Genomic DNA, 13,575 nt, shown 5'->3' on the forward strand with positions numbered 1-13,575 from the left:
CTCCTCCTCGCACCGCTGTTGTGACTGCGTTTACCGTACGCGGGCGACCGGTGGGCGGATTGAGTGGCCGGACACGGCATGTGCGTCCAGCCGGGTGAGCGCCGGGTCGCTAGGCTGTGACCGTGCCGTTGTATGCCGCGTATGGATCAAATATGGAACCCGCCCAGATGTTGGAGCGCGCTCCTCACTCGCCCATGGCCGGCACCGGCTGGCTGGAGGGCTGGAGGCTGACCTTCGGCGGGGAAGACCTGGGCTGGGAAGGTGCGCTCGCGACCATCGTCGAAGACCCGGGCTCCCGGGTCTTCGTGGTGCTGTACGACGTCATCTCCTTGGACGAAGACAGACTCGACCGCTGGGAAGGCGGCGAGCTCGGCATGCACACCAAGCTCCGGCTCCGCGTGCAGACCATGGACGGTTCCGTCCTGGCCTGGCTGTACGTGCTGGACGCCTATGAGGGCGGCCTTCCGTCCGCGCGCTACCTCGGTGTCCTGGCCGAGGCGGCCGAGACAGCGGGCGCCCCCACGGACTACGTCGACGCGCTCCGCACCCGCCCCTGCTCAGGCATCACCGGCTGATCACGCGAGTTACGACTTCAAACACGCGAGTCCCGCCGCCGATCACGCGAGTCACGCTGCGCGACGCTCGAACGCTCCGCGCAACTCCGCCAGCAACCGTCGTGGATCCCGCAGATCGGCCGCCGTCGCGCGGATCGTGATCCACCCACGCGCCGCCATTCGGGCATCTCGCTCCGCGTCGTAGCCCTGCCTGCTCTCATGAGCGGCGTAGCCGTCGTACTCCAGGGCGATACGCAGCTCGGGCCACGCGAGGTCGAGTACGTACAGCTTCCGCCCATCGACGGTGCCGATCTCGTACTGGGCGACCGGTATCGGCAGCCCGGCCTCCACGACGATCAAGCGAAGGATGCTCTCCGGCGGCGAATCGGCCTCACCTGTAGCGAGCGCGAGCAGCATCTGCGCCCTGTGGATACCTCGCCGGTCGCGACGGTCGATGATGCGATCCCGGACATTGGCGTGAAGGATTCCCCGGTGGTTCGGCGCGAGGTTGTGCAGCGCCTCTTCGAGCGCGGCGAACGCCGTTCGCTTGTCGCCGTCGCAGAGGTAGTCGGCCAGTGCGCGATCCAATGAGAACACCGGGAGTTCGTCCAGTTCGAGAACATCGGACGGGTGAAATTCCGCCCTGTGCACCACGAGGCCCGGCCTTGATCCGACCCGTCTCGCGTAGGGGACAGTCAGGTGGACTGTCGTACCGTTTGCAGCCGAAATCCCATGCAGGGCAAGAGATGTGGCACCGGAAAGCACTGCGGGCTGTCCGACCGCGAGCAGTGCCGCCTGTGCCAGGCTCGGCAACTTGAGCAGATCTGCCGCGTGGACGACCACGCCTCGCCAAGGCTGTGCGAGCACACCACGCGCCAGCCCTTCGATGACGGCTCGCCGCCCCAAGATCTTGTCCGCCTCGCTACGCAAGACGGCCCCATGACGTCCTCCCCAGTTGATCACACCTTCGAGAATCGAAGACCGGATCAGTCTTGGGAAGAGCCATTTTCAGAGCTGTGGATAACTTGTTCAGGCTGTGGATAACTCTGTGCACGGATGTTCGGACCCGATAGGGCGAACATCCGTGCACAGAGGCGGAACTCGCGTGATTGAAGACGGAACTCGCGTGAGTGGTGACGTCAGGCGAGGGTGGCCAGTGCGGTGTGGACCAGGGTGCGGACACCGCAGAGGAGCGAGCGCTCGTCCAGGGTGAAGGTCGGGCGGTGGATGTCGGCCATCGGGCCTTCGCCGGACCACACGCCGAGGCGCGCGAAGGCGCCCTGGACGTGCTCCAGGTACCAGCCGAAGTCTTCGCCACCGGACGACTGTTCCGTGCCGGCCACGGCGGTCTCACCCAGCGCGGCTTCGACACCGGCGCGCATCAGCGCGGTCGATTCCGGGTCGGAGACGACCGGCGGGACCCCGCGGCGGTAGTCGAGCGAGAACCCGACGCCGGTGGGCGCGAGCAGCGACTCGACCGAGGACGCGACCAGCGGCTCCAGCATCGTCCAGACGTCGTGGTCCGCGGTGCGCAGCGTGCCCCGCAGGACCCCGTCCTGCGGGACGGCGTTCGCGGCCTGCCCGGCGTGCACCGCACCCCAGACCAGCACGGTCCCGGAGCGCGGGTCGACGCGGCGCGACAGCACCGCGGGCAGCGACGTGATCACCGTGCCGAGCGCGTGCACCAGGTCGGCGGTCAGGTGCGGCCGCGAGGTGTGGCCGCCCGGCGAGGTGAGCCGGAGTTCGATGAGGTCCGCGGCCGACGTCAGCGCGCCTTCGCGCAGTCCGACCTTGCCGACTTCGAGCCGAGGGTCGCAGTGCAGCCCGTAGATCCGCTCGACGCCTTCCATCGCGCCCGCGGCGATCATGTCCAGCGCACCGCCGGGCATCACCTCTTCGGCGGGCTGGAAGATCAGCCGGACCCGGCCGGGCAGTTCCGGCGCGCCGGCCAGTGCCCGCGCCGCGCCCAGGAGGATCGCGGTGTGCGCGTCGTGCCCGCACATATGCGCGGCGCCGTCGGTCTTGGAGGCGTACGGCAGCCCGGTGGCCTCGGTCAGCGGCAGCGCGTCCATGTCGGCGCGCAGCGCGACGCAGCGGTCGCCGCTGCCGATGTCACACACGACACCGGTGCCCACCGGCAGCACCCAGGGCTTCAGCCCGACCGAGCGCAGCAGGGACATGATCATTTCGGTGGTCGCGAACTCGTGGCGGGAGAGTTCCGGGTGCGCGTGAATGTGCCGGCGCCACGCGAGGACGTCGGTGGCGTTCGCGCGAAGCCAGTCGTCGAGCCAGAAGGGGCCACGGCCGGCACCTAGATCATCCACAGGTGCCATGCTGACGCCGGCCTCGGAGATCAGCGCGGTGGGCGCTCCTATAGGGGCAACGACGCGACCATCAGGGTCGCCTGGAATGTCCGGACGTGAATCGAGCACTGTCACTCCGCACCTCCTCCCGCAACACAGTTGCCTTCGTCTACCACCATACGAGTGGTGACTGAAGGCACGCTGGGTGCCGTTCGATCTGTGATACGCATTTGCGATAGATCGTGCACCATGCAGATGACAAGCCGCTCGTCGAGTGATGGAGCCCTAGACGGCCGGTAGTGGATCTGCGTTGAACGGCTACGGGGAGTTCGGTCGGGGCTAAGCGGAGAGTCCTTCTACTTACGAGTAGCGGTTACTTCTTCTTTTTCGCCTTGGAACGGGAGCGACGGCCGAGGATCACCAGACCCAGGAGGATCGCGGCGATGATGCCGGCGATGATCTTGTTCTTGGTCTCCTCACTGTTGGCCTTGTCGGTGTCGGCGGGGTCGAGCACGGGTCCCGGCGGAACCTGCGACGGCGCCTCGTGCACCGCCGCTGCCTGCATGATCATCGGCGAAGTGGACTGGATCTCCGAAAACCGCGCGGCCGGCGAAGCCTGCGCGACCGGAGCCCAAACGGTTATCCCGACGACCAGCCCGGCGATCAGAAGCCCGGCCAGCTGCCCGAGACGAGACCTTGTAGGCATGACTCCCTTTCATCGGCACTCCGTTCGTCCACAGAGTGCGGATCCGATTCTGCACTCTGCCGGGTTCAGGCGTCAGCCGCCACGCGGAGGACCGGAAAACGCCTCCAGGATCCGCTGAGCGGCCAGCGTCGGGGTCAGTTCACCGTCCCGGACCGCCCGTTCGACGTCCGGAACGACCGCTCGCACTTCCGGATGCGACGCGAGACGGCCGAGCAGCTGTTCCCGGACCATCGCCCAGGTCCACTCCACCTGCTGGCGCCGGCGACGCCCTTCCCACTCCCCCGACGACGTCAAAACGTCACGGTGACGGCAGATCTCCGCCCACACCTTGTCGAGCCCGACATCGGTGAGCGCACTGCAGGTCAGCACCGGCGGGGTCCACTCGGCGTCGCGCCCGTAGATCATCCGGAGTGCCCCGGCCAGTTCACGAGCGGCGCGTTTCGCGTCCCGTTCGTGGTCGCCGTCGGCCTTGTTGACCGCGATGACGTCGGCCAGTTCGAGGACGCCCTTTTTGATCCCCTGCAGCTGATCGCCGGTCCGGGCCAGCGTCAGGAACAGGAAGCAGTCGACCATGTTCGCCACGGTCACCTCGGACTGCCCGACCCCGACGGTCTCGACCAGCACGATGTCGTGGCCGGCCGCTTCCATCAGCACGATCGTCTCGCGGGTCGCGCGCGCGACACCGCCGAGAGTCCCTGAAGTCGGCGAAGGGCGAATGAACGCTTTCGGGTCCACCGCGAGCCGCGCCATCCGGGTCTTGTCGCCCAGGATCGAACCGCCGGTCTTGGTCGACGACGGGTCGACGGCGAGGACGGCCACGCGATGACCGGCCTCCGTCAGATCCGTGCCGAGCTGGTCGATGAATGTCGACTTGCCGACACCGGGGACGCCGGTGATCCCGACCCGCTGCGCGCCGCCCGCGTGCGGGAGCAGCTCGACCAGCAGTTCCTGGGCCTGCGCCCGGTGGTCCTCCCGCTGGGATTCGACCAGCGTGATCGCCCGCGAGAGCACCCCGCGGTCGCCCGCGAGTACCCCCTTGGCCAGCAGCCCGACGTCGATCTTGCGCGGCAAAGTTCAGGACTCCTGTGCGGTCAGCTGCCCGATCAGGTCGATCGCCGCGTCGGCGATCACCGTGCCGGGACCGAAGATCGCCGCCGCGCCCGCCGCACGCAGTTCCTCGTAGTCCTGCGGCGGGATCACGCCGCCGACCACGACGATGATGTCCTCGCGCCCTTGTTCGGCGAGTTCGGCACGCAGCGCGGGGACCAGCGAAAGGTGCCCGGCCGCCAGCGACGAAACGCCGATCACGTGCACGTCGGCCTCGATCGCCTGCCGCGCGACCTCGCCGGGAGTGGAGAACAGCGGGCCGACGTCGACGTCGAAACCGATGTCGGCGAACCCGGTCGCGATCACCTTCTGACCGCGGTCGTGGCCGTCCTGGCCCATCTTCGCGACCAGGATCCGGGGACGGCGGCCTTCCTCTTCGGCGAACTTTTCGACCAGTTCGCGCGCCTGCTCGACGTTCTCGGCGTTGCCGACCTCCTCGCGGTACACACCGGAGATGGTACGAATCTGACCGGAGTGGCGCCCCCAGATCTTCTCCAGCGCGTCGGAAATCTCCCCGACCGTGGCCTTCGCCCTGGCGGCGTCGATGGCCAGCGCGAGCAGGTTCCCGTCGGACCGGGCGCCGGCCGTGAGCCGCCGCAGCGCATCCTGGGTGCCCTCTTCGTCCCGCTCTTCACGCAACCGCCGCAGCTTTTCCAGCTGCTGCGCCCGAACGCCCTTGTTGTCGATTTTGAGCACTTCGATCTGCTCGGCCGCGTCTTCGCCGGCGACCTTGTACTTGTTGATGCCGATCACCGGCTGGCGACCCGAATCGATCCGCGCCTGCGTCCGTGCGGCGGCCTCCTCGATGCGCAACTTCGGGATTCCCGCGTCGATCGCCTTCGCCATGCCACCGGCCTGCTCGACCTCGGTGATGTGGCCCCACGCCTTGCGGGCGAGGTCGTAGGTCAGCTTTTCCACGAACGCGCTGCCGCCCCACGGGTCGATGACCCGCGTGGTCCCGGACTCCTGCTGGAGCAGGAGCTGAGTGTTCCGCGCGATGCGGGCGGAGAAGTCCGTCGGCAACGCGAGCGCCTCGTCGAGGGCGTTGGTGTGCAACGACTGCGTGTGCCCCTGCGTCGCCGCCATCGCCTCGACGCAGGTGCGGACGACGTTGTTGTAGACGTCCTGCGCGGTCAGCGACCAGCCGGAGGTCTGCGAGTGCGTCCGCAGGGACAGGGACTTCGACGACTTGGGGTCGAAGCCCTTGACCAGCTTCGCCCACAGCAGCCGAGCGGCGCGGAGTTTCGCCACCTCCATGAAGAAGTTCATGCCGATCGCCCAGAAGAACGACAGGCGCGGCGCGAACTTGTCGACGTCCAGCCCCGCCTCGACACCGGAACGGATGTACTCGACTCCGTCCGCGAGTGTGTACGCGAGCTCCAGGTCGGCGGTGGCCCCGGCTTCCTGCATGTGATAGCCGGAAATGGAGATCGAGTTGTACTTCGGCATGTTCTGCGAGGTGAACGAGAAGATGTCCGAAATGATCCGCATCGACGGCTGCGGCGGGTAGATGTAGGTGTTGCGGACCATGAACTCTTTGAGGATGTCGTTCTGGATGGTCCCGGCCAGTTTGTCCGGCGTGACGCCCTGTTCCTCGGCCGCGACGACGTAGAGCGCGAGCACCGGCAGGACGGCGCCGTTCATCGTCATCGAAACGCTCATCTTGTCGAGCGGGATGCCGTCGAAGAGCTGGCGCATGTCGTAGATCGAGTCGATGGCGACGCCTGCCATCCCGACGTCACCGGCGACACGCGGGTGGTCGGAGTCGTAGCCGCGGTGCGTGGCGAGGTCGAAGGCGACCGAAAGGCCTTTCTGGCCGGCCGCGAGGTTACGGCGGTAGAAGGCGTTCGATTCCTCGGCGGTGGAGAAACCCGCGTACTGGCGGATGGTCCACGGCTGGTTGACGTACATCGTCGGGTACGGGCCGCGCAGGTACGGCGCGATGCCGGGGTACGTGCCGAGGAAATCCACTCCGGACAGATCAGCGGCGGTGTAGACCGGCTTGACGCCGATACCCTCCGGCGTCTCCCATGCGAGCGCGTCGGGCCCCTTGCCGGTGGCGGCGTGCAGTGCTTCGGTCCATTGAGGACGGCCGACCGGGTCGGGGGTGCCGAGGTCGACACCGGCGAAGTTCGGGATGGTCATCACTGCACTCCGAGCTCGTTCAACGTGCCGGTCAGGACTTCGAGGGCGTCACAACCCGCGTAGAGGTATCCGGTGACGCCGGGATGGTCGCCGGGTTTTCCGGCGAGCAGCACCGATGTGGCACCTGCCTCCTTCAACGCCTTCGCGATGTCGGCGGCTTCTTCCGCGTAGGAAGTGTTGCTTCCGCAGAGGCACGCGACCTTCGTGTCACTGGCACGGAATTCGGCGACAAGTTCGTCGAGGCCTTCGGGAGCGCCGGGATTGATGGCTTCGATCCCGCCTGCCTGGAAGAGATTCGCCGCGAAACTCGCCCGCGCGGTGTGCGCGGCGACCGGGCCGAGCGTGGCGAGGAAGACGCGCGGACGGGTGGGCTGCGCGTCCGACCGGTCCCGCAGCGCTTCGAATGCCTCGGCGTACCGATGCCGGGGCAGGCCACCTTCCGCGACGACGTCGAGAGGGTCGCGAACGACCGCTTTTTCCGTCAGGTTGGGGAATTCGCTCACTCCGGTGATCGGGTCGCGCCGGGTCGCGAGCCGCTTCGACCGCTTTTCCCAGGTTTCCGCCAGGCGTGCGGCGAGCGCACCCGAGGCCAGCTCGGCCTCGATCCCGCCGGCCGCTTCGATGGCGGTGAACTCCCGCCAAGCGGCCTTGGCGAGTTCGTCGGTGAGGTTTTCGACGTACCAGGAGCCGCCCGCGGGGTCGATGACACCGGCGAGTTTGGACTCTTCCAGCAGTACGGCGTGGGTATTGCGCGCGATCCGTGCGGAGAACGCGTCCGGCTGGCCGATCGCCGAGTCGAACGGGAGCACGGTGATCGCGTCCGCGCCTCCGACGCCGGCCCCGAAACAGGCGAGGGTGGTCCGCAGCATGTTCACCCACGGGTCGCGCTGAGTCAGCATCGCGGGCGAGGTGACGGCGTGCTGCCGCATGCCCGACCCCTTGCCTTCCTTGCCGCCCGAGACCTCGGTGACCCGGGCCCACAGACGCCGCGCGGCCCGGAACTTCGCGATGGTGAGGAACTGGTCCGCCGTGGCGGCGAGCCGGAACTCGAGCTGCCCGGCCGCGGTGTCGACGTCCAGCCCCGCTTCGGTGAGCGCCCGCAGGTAGGCGACGCCGGCCGCGATGGTCGCGCCGAGTTCCTGCGCGTCGGAGCCGCCCGCTTCGTGGAACGGCAGGCCGTCGGCCACGATCGTCCGCACCTTCGGGTGACTGGTGGCGATGCGCGCCGCCAGTTCCGCGGCGGGGGCGAGCGGATGCGCCGAACCGGTGCGCGCGGTCAAGCCGATCGGGTCGGCGCCGAGGGTCGCGACGGCCGCGCTGGGCGGGATCTCCCGCTCGGCGAAGAGTTCGAGCAAAGCGGCGGCCGCGGCTTCGTAGTCCTCTGCCGCGTCGAGGGTGACCGGCGCGAGGTCGACGTAGACCTCGTTCAGCGCGTCGGCCAGTTCGTCGAGAGGGACACCGGCCGACCCGACGCGCAGCCAGATCGAGCTGACGCCGCCTTCGAGGTCGGCGAGCACGGCGGTGTTCGTGGCCTTCGCGTCACGACGCGCGAAACGGGCGCGGATATCCCAGCCCGTGGTCACCGAGCCTTCGGGACGAGCACCTCTCACGAACGGGGGAAGACCGGGAAATCCGATTCCCTCGATCGTGTCGTCGGCGGTGTAGAGCGGCTGGATCTCCAGTCCGTCATACGTCCGGGTGACCAGCTTGCTCTCGGGGAGACCGTCGAACCCCTCGTCGAGGGCACCGCTCTTGCGCAGCACTCCGGCGACGAGCTCCCGCCACTGTTCCTGGCTCGCTTCCGGGAATTCCGCCGCGAGGACCAGCTCTTCGGGCTCGTCTGGCTGTGCCGATGAGCCCTCGCCGGGAAAACGTGCCTCGGGCTTGGAGATCGGCATTGACTCCGTTCCGGCCACTTCCGTCATAACCCACGATGTTAACGGCCCTTAACAGCCCCTACCTGTGACACTAGTCGCGCTAAGGGGTCGGGTCGTTCACTCCTCAGGGGCACGGTGCATACGGCCGCCACGGGGGCATACGCCACAATTGGCCCGTGCCGTCCGACACCACCGAGTCCAGCGAGAGCCCCGGCGAAGAGACGCGTGTCGTCGCCGGGCGATATCGGTTGCGTTCGGTCATCGGATCAGGGTCGATGGGGACGGTCTGGTCGGCCTACGACGAGTTCCTGCACCGCCCTGTCGCGGTCAAGGAAGTGCGGCTTCCGCCGGGGGTCCCGGTCTCGCAGGCCGACGAACTGCGCGAACGGACCTTGCGCGAAGCGCGGGCGATCGCGGTTCTGAGTCACCCGAACGTGATCACTCTGCACGACGTCGCGCGGGAGAACGACGAGCCGTTCGTGGTCATGGAGCTGCTGCCGTCGCGCAGCCTCGCGCATATCCTGCGCGACCACGGGCCGCTGACGGTCGAGCAGTCGGCGGCTGTCGGGATCGCGGTGGCCTCCGCGCTCGAAGCCGCCCACGCCGCCGGGATCACCCACCGTGACGTCAAACCGGGGAACGTCCTGGTCGCCGGCGACGGCCGGATCAAGCTCACCGACTTCGGCATCGCGCGCAACGTCTCCGAAGCCACCATGACCCGCACCGGGATGATGCTCGGCTCCCCCGCCTACATCGCGCCCGAAGTCGCGTCCGGTGGCGCGGTCACCCCCGCCGCCGACCTGTGGGGCCTCGGCGCCACCTTGTTCGCCGCCAGCGAGGGCTCGCCACCGTACGACGCCGACGGCGACCCGCTCGAAACGGTCGGCAAGGTCGTCAACGGGAAGGTGCCGAAACCCGCACCGGGTCCGCTGTCCGACGTCATCGGCGCGCTGATGAAGAAGGAACCGTCGAAGCGCATCACGCTGCGCGAGGTACGGCGACGGCTGTACCCGCTGCAGGCCAAGACGCTGATCGACCTCTTCCCGGCCGAGCTGTTCCACACGCCGGACGGCAAGAAGACCACCGCACACCTGGACGCCACCGACACCCAGGTGATCAAGACGGTCACGCCGGAGAAGCCGTCGGAAGGCACCGGTTCCGAACTCGCCGCCGACCCCGGGCCCCTGCCGTTCCTGCGCCCGCCCGGCCTCTCTCCGGAATCCCAGCCCGAGCCGATGCCGACGGTCTCGCCGCTGCCGCCGAGGCCGCCCGGCCGGTCCGGCACGATCACGACGGTGCTGACGATCGCCTCGATCGTGGTCTTCCTGCTGGCCGCCGCGGGCGGGTTCGTCCTGGCCAGGACGGTCGGCGGGCAACAGCTCCAGCCGCCGGCCGGGATGGAGCAGGGTGATTCGATCAGCCCTCAGCCGCCGCCGAAGCTGATCACACAACAGGGTGACGCCAGCACGGTCAACGGCGTCAAGGGCGGCCGGTTCAGCATCAGCGTGCCGGAAGGCTGGCAGAAGTTCGTCGCCCCGCACGTCACCCAGGGCGTTCCGAGCACGGTGGTCCAGTACGTCGCGCCCGACGGCTACCAGGCCATCAGGATCGAGCGGCTGACCGGCTTCATGGCCGACAAAGAGGTCACGGCCTACTTCAGCTGGCTGAAGTCGCAGCATCCGGACATCGATCTCATCGGCACCCCCGGCACCGTGCCGGGACGGGGAAAGGAGAGCATGCGGTACGTCTATCGGACGACCGAGCGCTCCACCGTGCCCGCGGTGAACGACGCCACCAACGAAACCATCACGCGGACGACGTACCTGGACCTGTTCGGCTCGGCCGAAGACCTGTGGATCGTGTCGGTGACCGCCCCGATCGAACAGGAGTCGACGGCTAAGACCGGCGTTTTCGAGCCGGTCGCGCAGTCACTCACCGTCGCCGGCTAGCTGCCCGAAATACGCCTCCGAGGCCCGCTGCTGCGCCAGCCTCCGCAGCACCGAAAGCAGCTTGTCGCCGAGTACGGTCTCGACGACGGCGATCTCGATGATCCGATCCAGCGACTCGACGCCGGCGATGCCTTCGAGGTCCAGGTCGGCGGTCTGGTCGGCGATGTCGGCATAGGCGTCGAGTTTGTCGAGATACCAGCCGTGCCCGACCTCGCGGATGGTGCACAGGACACCGACGAGGGCCTGGACGACCAGGTCGTCGGGGTCCTTGCACGGCCAGCCCCGGCGGTCCGCGAGCTCCTGGACCGTGGCGAGCGCCCATTCCTTGGAGCCGTCGTCGGAGATCTGCTTCGACGTCGTGATGCCCTGCTGGGCGATGCCGAGGACGTGGTGCGGGCTGGCTTCACCGGCGTCGACCGCGGCGAGCACTTCGCCGACCGTCGCGAGCGAGAGACCGCCGACGTCCATCAACGCCCTGATGAGCTTGATCCGCTGAACGTGCCCGTCGTCGTACTTGGCCTGGTTGGGGCTCGTCCGCTCCCCTGGCGGGAGAAGCCCTTCACGCAGGTAGTACTTGATCGTGGCGACCGGGACCCCGGCCTTTTCGCTCAGTTCCGCCATCCGCACGCGCTGACACTCCCCTCTCCGGGACGGTTCAGGGTCATCCCTGAAGACTTCTCAGGATAGATAGTCTAGGTTTCCATAACGGAGAGCCTGACTATCCATCCTGGGAGGGGACCCATGACCATCTTGACCGATCTCACCGAGAGAACCCGCACCTGGCACCGGGCGTCGTATCGCTCGGCCCAAGCCTTCGCCGTGATCACCGTGCTGTGCGTGCTGGCCCTGCTGATCGACCAGCGGACGCTGAACGGCGCGGCGCTCTGGGCGAAACCGTTCAAATTCGCCGTGTCCGCGGCGCTGTACTTCTTCACCTGGAGCTGGCTCGTGTCGCTCCTGCCGAAGTTCAAGCGGACCGCGAACTGGCTGGCGAACGGCCTCGTCGTGATCTTCTCGGCCGAGTACGTGCTGATGGTGTTCCAGGCCGTCCGCGTCCGGGCGAGCCACTTCAACAACGCGACCCCGCTGGACAACACGATCTTCCAGGTCATGGGCGGGATGATCGCGCTGCTGTGGCTGATCAACTTCGTACTGACGGTCGCGGTGATGTTCACCAAGACCGCGGATCGCGCGACGGCGTGGGCGGCCCGGATCGGCGCGGTACTCGGCATGATCGGGATTTCGGTGGCCACCCTGATGAGCGGCCCCACCCCGGACCAGCAGGCCGCACTCGACGCGACCGGGCAGTCCGCGGCGATCGGCGCGCATACCGTCGGCCTCCCGGACGGTGGCCCCGGCCTGCCGATCCTCGGCTGGAGCACGGTCGGCGGCGACCTGCGGATCCCGCATTTCGCCGGGCTGCACGGCCTTCAGGCGCTTCCGCTGCTCGCGCTCCTCCTGATCGTCCTGGCCGCGCGCTACCCGAAGCTTCGCGACGACGTCGTCCGGCTGCGGCTGGTGGTGGTCGCCGGCGCCGGGTACGCGGGCCTGCTCGCGCTGCTCACCTGGCAGGCTCTCCGCGGTCAGTCGATCGTGAACCCCGATGGCCTCACGTTGACGGCTTTCGTGCTGCTCCTCGCCGCCGTCGCGATCGGTTCGCTGATCTCGCTCAACCGACGCCCTGCCCATGACCGAGAGTTGGAGACGGCCGCCTGATGAGTGTGTCGACCCTGTTCACCTGGACCTTTCCGCTCGCGGCGCCGTTCTGGCTGCTGATGATCTTCCTCCCCGGCTGGTCGTGGACCCGGCGGATCATGTCCTCCCCTTGGGTGCCGCTGCTGCCCTTGATCCCGTACTTCGCTTTGGCCATCCCGCATCTCGGCGAACTGTGGACGGCCGTGCGGCAACCGGACCTGGACGTGCTCAGCGCGTTCACCGGATCGCCGTACGGGGCGGCCGCGATCTGGGCGCATCTGGTGGCCTTCGACCTCTTCATCGCGCGGTGGATGTACTTCGAATCCCGCGAACACCGCATCCACCCGCTGGTGACCGGCCCGATCCTGGCGCTCACGATCTTCCTGTCCCCCTTCGGGCTGGTGGCGTTCCTGGTCGCGCGAACCGTCCGGATACGCTCGTCGGCATGAGTGAGAACGAGGTCGCGGCGGCCGCCGCCATCGCCGAACGCACCGGCGTCGAGAAGCACGACATCGCCGTCGTGCTCGGTTCGGGCTGGCGCCCGGCGGCGGACGTCATCGGGGAGCCCGAGGCGGAAATCCCGCTGGGTGAACTGCCCGGATTCGTGGCACCGGGCGCTGTCGGGCACGGGGGAACCGCGCGGTCGGTCCGCGTCGGCGACAAGCGGGCGCTGATCCTGCTGGGCCGGACGCACTTCTACGAGGGCAAGGGCATCGACCCGGTCGTGCACAACGTGCGCACCGCCGCGGCCGCCGGAGCCAGGACGGTCGTGCTGACCAACGCCGCGGGCGGCCTGCGCCAGGGTTTCCAGGTCGGGCAGCCGGTGCTGATCTCCGACCACCTGAACCTGACGGCGCGGTCACCGATCGTCGGCGCGAACTTCGTCGACCTGACGGATCTCTACTCGAAGCGGCTGCGCGACATCGCCCGGTCGATCGACCCCTCGCTGGAAGAGGGCGTCTACGCGGGCCTGACCGGGCCGCATTTCGAGACCCCGGCCGAGATCCACATGCTGCGGACGCTCGGCGCCGACCTCGTCGGCATGTCGACGGTGCTGGAAGCGATCGCCGCCCGCGCCGCCGGTGTCGAGGTCTTCGGGCTTTCGCTGGTGACCAACCTGGCGGCCGGGATGACCGGGGAACCGCTGAACCACGAAGAGGTCCTCGAAGCGGGCCGTCAGTCGGCGACACGCATGGGCACCCTGCTGAAGGAACTCGTCACCCGCGCCTGACGCTTCCC

General features: G+C 68.2%; 12 protein-coding genes. 5 read left to right on the forward strand and 7 right to left on the reverse strand.

Annotation, left to right across the window (positions count from 1 at the left end; genetic code table 11):
• Nucleotides 1-122: 122 nt before the first annotated feature.
• Complete coding sequence (locus ACLJRL_RS13055; protein WP_410656397.1) at nucleotides 123-575, forward strand: gamma-glutamylcyclotransferase; 453 nt, start codon at nucleotides 123-125, stop codon at nucleotides 573-575.
• Between the two features lie 51 nt (nucleotides 576-626).
• Here the strand turns inward: ACLJRL_RS13055 and ACLJRL_RS13060 are convergent, their stop codons facing one another.
• From ACLJRL_RS13060 to ACLJRL_RS13085, 6 genes are all read right to left on the reverse strand, one after another.
• The gene (locus tag ACLJRL_RS13060) at nucleotides 627-1,460 is read right to left on the reverse strand and encodes a DUF559 domain-containing protein (protein ID WP_410656911.1); all 834 of its coding nucleotides are present in this window, start codon (nucleotides 1,458-1,460) and stop codon (nucleotides 627-629) included.
• Between the two features lie 233 nt (nucleotides 1,461-1,693).
• Nucleotides 1,694-2,992 (reverse strand): amidohydrolase, encoded by a 1,299-nt coding sequence (locus ACLJRL_RS13065; RefSeq protein ID WP_410656398.1) that lies wholly within the window; start codon nucleotides 2,990-2,992, stop codon nucleotides 1,694-1,696.
• Nucleotides 2,993-3,230: 238 nt separating this feature from the next.
• Nucleotides 3,231-3,563, reverse strand: coding sequence for a hypothetical protein (locus ACLJRL_RS13070; RefSeq protein ID WP_410656399.1), 333 nt, complete (start codon nucleotides 3,561-3,563; stop codon nucleotides 3,231-3,233).
• 72 nt (nucleotides 3,564-3,635) lie between these two features.
• A complete protein-coding gene (gene meaB / locus ACLJRL_RS13075) occupies nucleotides 3,636-4,634 on the reverse strand; it encodes a methylmalonyl Co-A mutase-associated GTPase MeaB (RefSeq protein WP_410656400.1) in 999 nt (332 codons plus the stop codon).
• A gap of 3 nt (nucleotides 4,635-4,637) precedes the next feature.
• On the reverse strand, nucleotides 4,638-6,815 hold the full coding sequence (scpA, locus tag ACLJRL_RS13080) for a methylmalonyl-CoA mutase (protein WP_410656401.1): 2,178 nt from the start codon (nucleotides 6,813-6,815) through the stop codon (nucleotides 4,638-4,640).
• On the reverse strand, nucleotides 6,815-8,740 hold the full coding sequence (locus tag ACLJRL_RS13085; protein WP_410656402.1) for a methylmalonyl-CoA mutase family protein: 1,926 nt from the start codon (nucleotides 8,738-8,740) through the stop codon (nucleotides 6,815-6,817). The genes scpA and ACLJRL_RS13085 overlap by 1 nt, the downstream gene beginning before the upstream one ends.
• A 128-nt stretch (nucleotides 8,741-8,868) precedes the next feature.
• On the opposite strand from ACLJRL_RS13085, the gene ACLJRL_RS13090 reads away from it, so the two are divergent.
• Entirely contained in the window at nucleotides 8,869-10,641 is a 1,773-nt protein-coding gene (locus ACLJRL_RS13090; RefSeq protein ID WP_410656403.1) for a protein kinase domain-containing protein, read from the forward strand.
• Here the strand turns inward: ACLJRL_RS13090 and ACLJRL_RS13095 are convergent.
• The gene (locus tag ACLJRL_RS13095) at nucleotides 10,621-11,262 is read right to left on the reverse strand and encodes a MerR family transcriptional regulator (protein ID WP_410656912.1); all 642 of its coding nucleotides are present in this window, start codon (nucleotides 11,260-11,262) and stop codon (nucleotides 10,621-10,623) included. The genes ACLJRL_RS13090 and ACLJRL_RS13095 overlap by 21 nt on opposite strands.
• Nucleotides 11,263-11,382: 120 nt before the next feature.
• Here ACLJRL_RS13095 and ACLJRL_RS13100 point away from each other — a divergent pair, with 120 nt between their 5' ends.
• From ACLJRL_RS13100 to ACLJRL_RS13110, 3 genes are read left to right on the forward strand one after another with little or no spacing between them, the layout of a single operon-like run.
• Complete coding sequence (locus ACLJRL_RS13100; RefSeq protein WP_410656404.1) at nucleotides 11,383-12,357, forward strand: hypothetical protein; 975 nt, start codon at nucleotides 11,383-11,385, stop codon at nucleotides 12,355-12,357.
• Nucleotides 12,357-12,785, forward strand: coding sequence for an ABA4-like family protein (locus ACLJRL_RS13105; protein ID WP_410656405.1), 429 nt, complete (start codon nucleotides 12,357-12,359; stop codon nucleotides 12,783-12,785). The genes ACLJRL_RS13100 and ACLJRL_RS13105 overlap by 1 nt, the downstream gene beginning before the upstream one ends.
• Nucleotides 12,782-13,567 (forward strand): purine-nucleoside phosphorylase, encoded by a 786-nt coding sequence (locus ACLJRL_RS13110; protein ID WP_410656406.1) that lies wholly within the window; start codon nucleotides 12,782-12,784, stop codon nucleotides 13,565-13,567. The genes ACLJRL_RS13105 and ACLJRL_RS13110 overlap by 4 nt, the downstream gene beginning before the upstream one ends.
• Nucleotides 13,568-13,575 lie beyond the last annotated feature (8 nt).

Source organism: Amycolatopsis sp. lyj-112, assembly GCF_046549055.1.
In the GTDB taxonomy this organism is placed as follows: Bacteria; Actinomycetota; Actinomycetes; order Mycobacteriales; family Pseudonocardiaceae; genus Amycolatopsis.